The sequence below is a fragment of the Terribium retamae genome (genome assembly GCF_022347545.1).
Taxonomy (GTDB): Bacteria; Pseudomonadota; Alphaproteobacteria; order Rhizobiales; family Rhizobiaceae; genus Mesorhizobium; species Mesorhizobium retamae.
Genome location: NZ_JAKREW010000087.1, coordinates 1 through 7969 on the forward strand (window position 1 = coordinate 1; position 7969 = coordinate 7969).

Sequence of the window (7969 nt, forward strand, 5' to 3'; positions counted from 1 at the left end):
GCCGTGTCATAGGGGGAAAAGTGTTACCCATCTATCCGGTTCAAAATGTAACCCCTCTATCCGCTGGACATTCACGATCTTAGACGAGCACGCCCGCAGGGCGGCGCAGGCTAAGTCGTAGAAAATCCAAGAGAGGGGATCTTCAGCTGAGAGGTCTCATAAATGGAGAGCCTTTTTCTCGGGGATGCGAAAACGCTGATCGCCAGCGTTGTGCCGGCAAATCCCCTCTCTTGCGATTTCTAGCACTTAGCCTGCGCCGCCCTAAAGGGCGTGCTCGTCTAAGATGCTGAAATCGCTTTCTCCCCCGCAAGGGGGGAGATAGAGGCGCCGCGCCCTTCGCGACACCCAAGGCCCTAACCCCGCAAGGGGGCAGATAACAGCGCCGCGCTTTTCACTCTACGCTTCCCGCATCAGCGGGTCGTCGCTGACGGCTGCGACGAGGAAGTCGAGCACGGTGCGCACGCGCGGGGCGAGGTTGCGGCGGGAGGCGTAGACGATCTGGATCGGCAAGCGCGCCGGCGGGCGGTCGGGCATCACGTTGACCAACCTTCCGGCGGCGATGTCGGCGCCGACGAGGATGTGCGAGAGCACGGCCAGCCCGCCGCCGGCAAGGGCTGCGCGGTGGACGGCGGCGGCGTTGTTGAGCATCAGGCGCGGGGCGACCCTGGCCTCACTCTCTTCGGCGCCATCCGAAAAGCGCCAGCTGCGGCCGTCGCCGCCACGGCTGTAGCAGATGCAGTCATGGCCGCCGAGTTCGCCCGGTTCGGCCGGCGCCGGCCTCCGTGCCAGATAGTCCGGGGAAGCAACCAGGAAAGCGGTCGTCCAGCCGATGCGGCGGCGGATCAGGCTGCCGTCGGCGACCTCGCCGAGCCGCACTTCGAGATCGATCGCTTCGCCGACCAGATCGGAGGGTTCCTCGCGGCAGAGCAGGTCCACGGCGAGGCGCGGATGGGCCTGCAGCAGGCCGGGCAGCCGGTCGCTGACATAGAGGCCGAGCGGCGCCGGCAGGCTGAGCCTGACCTTGCCGGAAACGATCGGCCCCTCGGCGGAGGCGGTCTCGTCGAGCGCCTCGACGGCCTCGATGACCCGCCGCGCCAGCGGGATCATGCGCTCGCCCTCGACGGTCAAGGACAGCGCGTTGGTGGTGCGGTGCAGAAGCCGCGTCCGGTAATGCGCTTCCACCGCCGTGACCTGCCGGGAGACGGCGGGCTGGGTCAGGCCGAGATCGATGGCGGCAGCCGAGAACGAGCCGGTTTCGGCCACCCGCAGGAAGGTCCGCAAAGCCGCGACGACGTCCATCACCCATATCCCTGCGCATGAGCCTTATGCAGGGAGCTTAGAGCGGTTTCGATTGCCTGTCCAGTAATTACGGATATTAGATATCCATAAGGATACTTAATATCCGTAATTGAGGAGCAAACGATGAGCCAACGTGTGAACTACGCCGCCCAGTCCCCGGCATTCCTGAAGAAGATGTCCGACTTCAGCCTGTCGCTGAAAGACAGCGCCATCGAACAATCGATCCGCGATCTGGTGAATATGCGGGCCTCGCAGATCAATGGCTGCGCCTTCTGCGTCGACATGCATGTGAAGGAGGCCAAGATCCACGGCGAGACCGAACTGCGCCTGCATCACGTCGCCATCTGGCGGGAATCGAACCTTTTCGCGCCGCGCGAACGGGCGGCCCTTGCCTGGACCGAAGCCGTCACCCGGCTGCCGGAAGGCGGCATCCCGGACGAGCTCTATGAGCGGGTCCGCGGCCAGCTCTCCGAAAAGGAGATCTCCGACCTGACCTTCTCGATCATGGCGATCAACGCGTGGAACCGCGTCAGCATCGCCTTCAAGACCGTGCCCGGCTCGGCCGACAAGCTCTACGGCCTCGACAAGGCCGGCCTCTCGCAACCTCAAGCCGCCTGACGGGGGACATCAGAATGAAGATCGTCATCATCGGCGGAACCGGCCTGATCGGTTCGAAGACGACCGAGCGCCTGCGGGCGAAGGGCCATGAAGTGATCGCGGCCTCGCCGAACACCGGCGTCGACACCATCACCGGCGAGGGCCTGGCCGAGGCGCTGGCCGGCTGCGCCGTGCTTCTGGACCTCGCCAACTCTCCGTCCTTCGAAGACAAGGCGGTGATGGCGTTCTTCGAGACGTCGGGCCGCAACCTGCTTGCGGCAGCCAAGGCGGCAGGGGTCGGACACCACATCGCGCTGTCCGTCGTCGGCACCGAGCGCCTGCAGGAAAGCGGCTACTTCCGCGCCAAGCTGGTGCAGGAGAAGCTGATCCGCGAGGCAGGCATCCCCTATACGATCGTCCACTCGACCCAGTTCATGGAATTCCTGGGCGGCATCGCGCAAAGCGGCACGGTGGATGGCAAGGCCTATCTGTCGCCGGCCTTCGTGCAGCCGATCGCGTCGGACGATGTCGCCGACGCCATGGCCGAGGTTGCGCTGAGTCCACCGGCAAACGGCGTGATCGAAATCGCCGGGCCGGAGCGCTTCCGCCTGAACGAGCTTGTCGCCCGCTATCTGAAGGCGGCGGGAGATCCGCGCCAGGTCGTGGTCGACCGCGAGGCGCGCTATTTCGGCGCCCGGCTGGAGGACGGCTCGCTCGTTTCCGACGACAACCCGCGTCTCGGCAAGATCGACTTCGAGCGCTGGTTCGCCACCGCACCGCACAAATAGCCGTCCCGCAAACCGTAAAGGATGAAAACCATGATCAGACCTATGCTGGCCGCTCTCGCCATCGCCCCTCTGTCCTTCGGCCTGCCCTTTGGCGGCCCGGCGCTGGCCGACGGAGCCTCGAAAGTCACGCTCGTCTATGAACACGAACTGCCCAACGTGCCGGGCAAGAGCCTGAAGGGCGTGTTGGTCGAATATGGCCCGGGCGGCTTCTCGGAAGGGCATCTCCATCCGGACTCGGCCTTCATCTATGCCACCGTGCTCGAAGGCTCCATCCTCAGCCAGGTCAATGACGGCCCGGTGAAGGAATACAAGGCCGGGGAGAACTTCTCGGAATCTCCGGGCGACCGCCACGGCGTGAGCAAGAACGCCAGCGACACGAAACCGGCCAAGCTGCTCGCCGTGTTCGTGGTCGACACCGCCCAGAAGGAGTTGGTGCTGCCGCTCAAGAAGTAGCGTTCGATCGCTTGGCTATGATGGCGGTGCCGAGGCCGGCGCCGTGATCTGGCCATGCCGGCGCGCAGCCTGCGCGCCGCGCACATTCGGGGGTGGCGATCGGCGGCGCGATCGCCACGCTCTCGATCTGCGCATGTCCGTAGGCGCCGAATTGCTTTTGCTGTTCACGCGGCGCGGCGCGCTTTGCCGGGACCTGGAGCATTTCCGGCGAAAACCGCTCCCAATGCTCTCATTCTTGTTTTTTCACAATTCCGGGCAGAAAACCGCTGCGCACTTTAAAACGGAAACGCTCTAGCCAGCGCGCTTCAACACCCATTCGAAGGTGCCGGCCCATATCTGGGGGCTGACTTCCTGTTCGAGCGTCTTCGCCAGTTCGGCGAAGGTCACCTTGCGCAGCGCCGTTCGCCAGGCCTCGTCGGCCTGCCACATGGTGCGGGCAATCGCACAGGGCGTGCTTTCGCAATAGCCTTGCGGGCGGCATGGGTTGTTGGCGCGGATGTTCTGGCAGACGAAGGTGGGGCCCTCGCCCTCCACGGCTTCCACGACGTCGAGGAAGGTCAGCTGTTCCGGCGGCCGGGCCAGGCGATAGCCTCCCGACGGGCCGAGCGTGGTGTGCACCAGGCCGGCATGCGACAGGCTCTGCAAGGCCTTGGACAGATACTCCTTCGGCAGGCCATGCAGTTCCGCCAGCGCTTTCGTCGACAGGAAGCGACCTTCCGGCAGGCTGGACAGGATGGCGCAGCAATGCAGCGCCCACTCGACCTGGCTCTTCAGGATCATCGGCCACCATCACCCCATATTACGGATATTGGATATCCCTATTTGGGCGGGATGTAAATGTGGGGACACGACTGGGACGGGTGTGGGACCGGGGCGCGGCGCTGCCATCTCCCCCCTTGCGGGGAGATAGAGACGCCAAGGCCTATCTCTCCGCCACCCAGGCCGACTGCTGCAGGGCCTGGCGGGAGCCGCCCCCTTACGCTTCGACGATTTCGCTGATCTGCACGATGGGCGCGATGTCGGTGTAGTTGGCGACGTCCGCGGCGATCTCCGTGCGGTGGGGGGCCAGCGCCTGCTGGAATGTCTCCAGGTTCGGCGCGTAGACGTGGCACGCCGCGACGAACTGCGGCGCGCTTCCAGGCTCGCGACCCGCAAGGCCCTTGTCGATCTCGTAGCGCAGGCAGGCATCGCCGAGCCGTTCCTTGAGCAGCGGCATGTGGCGGGTGCGGTAGTATTCGTGATCGAATTTCGAGCCGCCATCGGCTGGATAGTAAACGCTCATCTTGATCATGGTCAGGCTCCTGCGGGAACGCCGCTCCAGGAGTCCATGCGGCCTTCGCCGACTCATGAAGCGGACCCGGACATTGGCTGAGCGGGTTTGACGGGAGCAAGGCGGTTTTCGCTACCGCCAGCGGTTTATACGGGCGTGGCCCAGAGCGTTTCCGTTTTTCCCGGAAACGCGCAAACGATCCAAGCTTTTGTTTTCGTTGCATTTCTGTACGCCAAGAGATTCCACCTGGCTGCGCAATGCTCTAGCGCCTCGCCACGACGATCAGCCCCGCGACCGGTTGGCGGCGGTCCTGGCGGATGATGCGCTCTTCGAGCGACATGACGGCAAGGCCGTTGGCCGAAAGCACGGCGCGGACGTAGGTTTGCGAATGCGCGTAGCGGCGCGAGGGCTGCAGGGCAAAGCCGTCGGACGCGTCCAGCTTCTCCACCGAGAAGGCGAACAGGCCGCCGGCGGCCAGCAGGCCGGCGACGGTGGCGACGACTTTCTCCAGCGCGCCGACATACATGAAGACATCGGCCGCCGTGACGAGGTCCGGCGCCGGGCCGTCATAGGAAAACTGCTGCAGATCGGCCTTGCCGAGCCGGTCGTAGACGCCCTTGCGTTCGGCCTTGCGCAGCATTTCGGCGGAAATGTCGAAGCCTTCCAGTCGCTCGACGAGTGGGCGCAGCCTTTCGCCCATCAGACCGGTGCCGCAGCCGAGATCGAGCGCCAGGCGAAAACGGCGTCCGCCCCCAGCACCGGAACGGCCGGTCGCGAACCCCGGCTGCCTGGCGTTCTTCCCATCCGGGTGGACAGGGGAGTCCAGCTCCTTTGGCGAAAGGTCCGCCGGATGGTGCGTGGAGGTGGCCTCCGCAGGCTTTTCCGTGGCCCGGATCGCCTCGTCGAGATATTCCGGCACGCGATAATCGAGCTTTTCCACCAGCGCGGTGTCGAAGGTCGGCGCATATTGGTCGAACAGCGCCTCGACAAAAGCGCTCGGCGGGGCGGCGGCGGGCGGCGCCTTGCCGATCAGCGCCAGCTTCAGCGTCGAACCCGGCCGGTCGGCGGGGTCGAGCTTCAGCGCCATCGTCCAGGCCTGGGCCGCGCCCTCCAGGTCGCCGGCCGCTTCCTGCATTTCACCCAGCCGGAACCAGCCCAGCGCCCAGCCGGGGGCGAGTTCCAGCGCACCCAGCATCAGCTCGGCGGCATCGGCATAATCCTGCGAGGCGAACAGCGCCTCCGCGTAGTCGGCGCGGCGGTCGGCAAGCAGGTCGCCCGACGAAGCGGGTAGCGGTTTCATGAGGAGGATCTCCGGCGCGTCGCTTCGGGTCCGCGAAGGGAATGGCGAGGAAGCGACGGGCACGACCTAGTGGAGAGCCGTGGCGCGCGCAAGCCCCTCTGAAGAGGAAGCGGGGCGGCGGCGTTGCCCTCTCTCCCCGTTTACGGGGAGAGATGCCCGACAGGGCAGTGAGGGGCAGCGCCGTGCTCTCCTGCCTGGCCCCGCCCCTCATCCGGCCTTCGGCCACCTTCTCCCCGTGAATGGGGAGAAGGAAGTGCGGGCGCAGCATCGGAGCTGCCCTCTCGCCCGTTTACGGGGAGAGATGCTCGGCAGGGCAGAGAGGGGCAGCGCCGTGCTCTCCTGCCTGGCCCCGCCCCTCATCCGGCCTTCGGCCACCTTCTCCCCGTGAACGGGGAGAAGGAAGTGCGGGCGCAGCATCGGAGCTGCCCTCTTCCCCGTTCACGGGGAGAGATGCCCGGCAGGGCAGTGAGGGGCAGAGCTGGCTTCTGCCTGCATGGCGCCGCCCCTCATCCGGCCCTTCGGGCCACCTTCTCCCCGTAAACGGGGAGAAGGCAGGAGCAGTGCCCAGCCTCTCCTGCTGACAAATCTGGCAGCAGGCTTGTCAGGAGCATCTTTCTTCCGCCGGCCGATGACCTATCCTTAAAGGATGCGCCCAAGCGATCTGCTGTGTTCCCGTCCCCAGGGCCTTTATTGCCCACCCGGCGATTTTTTCATCGACCCTGTCAGTCCGGTCGACCGCGCGCTGATCACGCATGGCCATTCCGATCATGCCCGTTCCGGCCATCGCTCCGTGCTGGCGACGCGCGAGACGCTGGATATCATGGCGCTGCGTTACGGCGCGGATTTCGCCGGCAGCACGCAGGCCGCCGCACTCGGCGAGACGATCAGCCTGAACGGCGTTGCCGTCTCCTTCCACCCGGCCGGCCATGTGCTGGGCTCGGCGCAGATAGCGGTGAAGCACAACGGGCTCACCATCGTCGCGTCCGGCGACTACAAGCGCCAGCCCGACCCGACCTGCGCCGCCTTCGAAGTGGTGCCGTGCGACGTCTTCATCACCGAGGCGACCTTCGCGCTGCCGGTGTTCCGCCATCCGCCGGCACAAGACGAGATCGGCAAGCTGCTGCGCTCGGTCGAGCAGTTTCCCGAGCGTTCGCATCTGGTCGGCGCCTATGCGCTGGGCAAGGCGCAGCGCGTGATGCGGCTGCTGCGCGACGCCGGCTACGACAAGCCGATCTACATCCACGGCGCCATGGCCAGGATTTCGGACTATTACCAGGGCCAGGGCATCGATCTCGGCCAGCTCGAGCCAGCCACGGTGGAAGCCGGCGGCAAGGCCGACTTCGCCGGGGCCATCGTCATCGGCCCGCCCTCGACCTTTGCCGACCGCTGGGCGCGGCGCTTCCCCGACCCGGTCTCCTCCTTCGCGTCCGGCTGGATGCGCATCCGCCAGCGCGCCAAGCAGGGCGGCGTCGAACTGCCGCTGATCATCTCTGACCATGGCGACTGGGACGAGCTGGCGGCGACCATCAAGGAGACCGGCGCAAGCGAGGTCTGGGTCACCCACGGCCGCGAGGAAGCGCTCGTGCGCTGGTGCGAGCTCGAAGGCCTCGCCGCCAAGCCGCTGCACCTCATTGGATATGAGGATGAGGGGCAATGATGGGTATTGGAGATGGCGTGGGGACTTTTGTGGAATGGGGCACAAGACCCCTACCCGATGGCAGATTCCCCCTCGATGAAAGACCCCCACCCCTAACCCCTCCCCTCAAGGGGGAGGGAGAGCTGCCGCATGCCGAGTCCCCCTCCCCCGTGAGGGGAGGGGTTAGGGGTGGGGGTATCTCGCCGCGATTTTTGAAAAGTGGAGGTGCCTCGCCGCGACTTCTGAGGAGTGCCGCGCCCTTGCCCAAATCACTTTCGCGCGCACCCCACACCCGGGCCTCCCAGCCATGAACCGCTTCGCCGAACTGCTCGACCGGCTGGTGCTGACGCCTTCGCGCAACGGCAAGCTGAAACTGCTGACCGATTATTTCCGCAGCGTCGAGGACCCGGACCGCGGCTATGCGCTGGCGGCGATCACCGGCGATCTTTCGATCGCGGCGGTGAAACCCGCCATGCTGCGCGCGCTGGTCACCGAGCGCATGGATCCGGTGCTGTTCGGCTACTCCTACGACTATGTCGGCGACCTCGCCGAGACCGTCTCGCTGGTGTGGCCGGCCGACCCCGCCGCGCGGCCGAACCACGTGCCGACGCTGGGCGAGGTGGTGG

9 protein-coding genes and 1 pseudogene are annotated in these 7969 nt (G+C 65.9%); 5 read left to right on the top strand and 5 right to left on the bottom strand.

The annotated features are described in order from the left end of the window. Positions 1 to 396: 396 nt before the first annotated feature. Positions 397 to 1299 (bottom strand): LysR family transcriptional regulator, encoded by a 903-nt coding sequence (locus L4923_RS30160; RefSeq protein ID WP_239370788.1) that lies wholly within the window; start codon positions 1297 to 1299, stop codon positions 397 to 399. A gap of 123 nt (positions 1300 to 1422) precedes the next feature. On the opposite strand from L4923_RS30160, the gene L4923_RS30165 reads away from it, so the two are divergent. From L4923_RS30165 to L4923_RS30175, 3 genes are read left to right on the top strand one after another with little or no spacing between them, the layout of a single operon-like run. Continuing rightward, positions 1423 to 1917 carry a carboxymuconolactone decarboxylase family protein gene (locus L4923_RS30165; protein WP_239370789.1) on the top strand — a complete coding sequence of 165 codons (495 nt, stop codon included), beginning with the start codon at positions 1423 to 1425 and terminating at the stop codon, positions 1915 to 1917. A 14-nt stretch (positions 1918 to 1931) separates the two neighbouring features. Beyond that, the gene (locus tag L4923_RS30170; RefSeq protein ID WP_239370790.1) at positions 1932 to 2684 is read left to right on the top strand and encodes an SDR family oxidoreductase; all 753 of its coding nucleotides are present in this window, start codon (positions 1932 to 1934) and stop codon (positions 2682 to 2684) included. A 30-nt stretch (positions 2685 to 2714) separates the two neighbouring features. Continuing rightward, on the top strand, positions 2715 to 3137 hold the full coding sequence (locus L4923_RS30175; protein WP_239370791.1) for a cupin domain-containing protein: 423 nt from the start codon (positions 2715 to 2717) through the stop codon (positions 3135 to 3137). On the opposite strand, the gene L4923_RS30180 is transcribed toward L4923_RS30175, so the two are convergent. The 4 genes from L4923_RS30180 to L4923_RS30195 all read right to left on the bottom strand — a co-directional run bounded on the left by L4923_RS30180 (position 3127) and on the right by L4923_RS30195 (position 5707). Further along, positions 3127 to 3339, bottom strand: a complete 213-nt coding sequence (locus L4923_RS30180; RefSeq protein WP_239370792.1) for a hypothetical protein — start codon at positions 3337 to 3339, stop codon at positions 3127 to 3129. The genes L4923_RS30175 and L4923_RS30180 overlap by 11 nt on opposite strands. A gap of 89 nt (positions 3340 to 3428) precedes the next feature. Beyond that, positions 3429 to 3917 (bottom strand): RrF2 family transcriptional regulator, encoded by a 489-nt coding sequence (locus L4923_RS30185; RefSeq protein WP_239370793.1) that lies wholly within the window; start codon positions 3915 to 3917, stop codon positions 3429 to 3431. Positions 3918 to 4113: 196 nt separating this feature from the next. Continuing rightward, entirely contained in the window at positions 4114 to 4428 is a 315-nt protein-coding gene (locus L4923_RS30190) for an EthD family reductase (RefSeq protein WP_239370794.1), read from the bottom strand. A 241-nt stretch (positions 4429 to 4669) separates the two neighbouring features. Further along, entirely contained in the window at positions 4670 to 5707 is a 1038-nt protein-coding gene (locus tag L4923_RS30195; RefSeq protein ID WP_239370795.1) for a class I SAM-dependent methyltransferase, read from the bottom strand. 646 nt (positions 5708 to 6353) lie between these two features. Between L4923_RS30195 and L4923_RS30200 the strand changes: the two genes are divergently transcribed. After that, positions 6354 to 7364, top strand: coding sequence for a ligase-associated DNA damage response exonuclease (locus tag L4923_RS30200; protein ID WP_239370796.1), 1011 nt, complete (start codon positions 6354 to 6356; stop codon positions 7362 to 7364). A gap of 286 nt (positions 7365 to 7650) precedes the next feature. Further along, positions 7651 to 7969 (top strand): annotated as a pseudogene (locus L4923_RS30205) (cisplatin damage response ATP-dependent DNA ligase); the annotation flags it as partial.

Coding starts and splice junctions, on each gene's coding strand:
- L4923_RS30200 (WP_239370796.1), top strand. CDS start 6,354: ATGCGCCCAAGCGATCTGCTGTGTTCCCGTCCCCAGGGCCTTTATTGC.
- L4923_RS30175 (WP_239370791.1), top strand. CDS start 2,715: ATGATCAGACCTATGCTGGCCGCTCTCGCCATCGCCCCTCTGTCCTTC.
- L4923_RS30195 (WP_239370795.1), bottom strand. CDS start 5,707: ATGAAACCGCTACCCGCTTCGTCGGGCGACCTGCTTGCCGACCGCCGC.
- L4923_RS30160 (WP_239370788.1), bottom strand. CDS start 1,299: ATGGACGTCGTCGCGGCTTTGCGGACCTTCCTGCGGGTGGCCGAAACC.
- L4923_RS30185 (WP_239370793.1), bottom strand. CDS start 3,917: ATGATCCTGAAGAGCCAGGTCGAGTGGGCGCTGCATTGCTGCGCCATC.
- L4923_RS30190 (WP_239370794.1), bottom strand. CDS start 4,428: ATGATCAAGATGAGCGTTTACTATCCAGCCGATGGCGGCTCGAAATTC.
- L4923_RS30180 (WP_239370792.1), bottom strand. CDS start 3,339: ATGCTCCAGGTCCCGGCAAAGCGCGCCGCGCCGCGTGAACAGCAAAAG.
- L4923_RS30170 (WP_239370790.1), top strand. CDS start 1,932: ATGAAGATCGTCATCATCGGCGGAACCGGCCTGATCGGTTCGAAGACG.
- L4923_RS30165 (WP_239370789.1), top strand. CDS start 1,423: ATGAGCCAACGTGTGAACTACGCCGCCCAGTCCCCGGCATTCCTGAAG.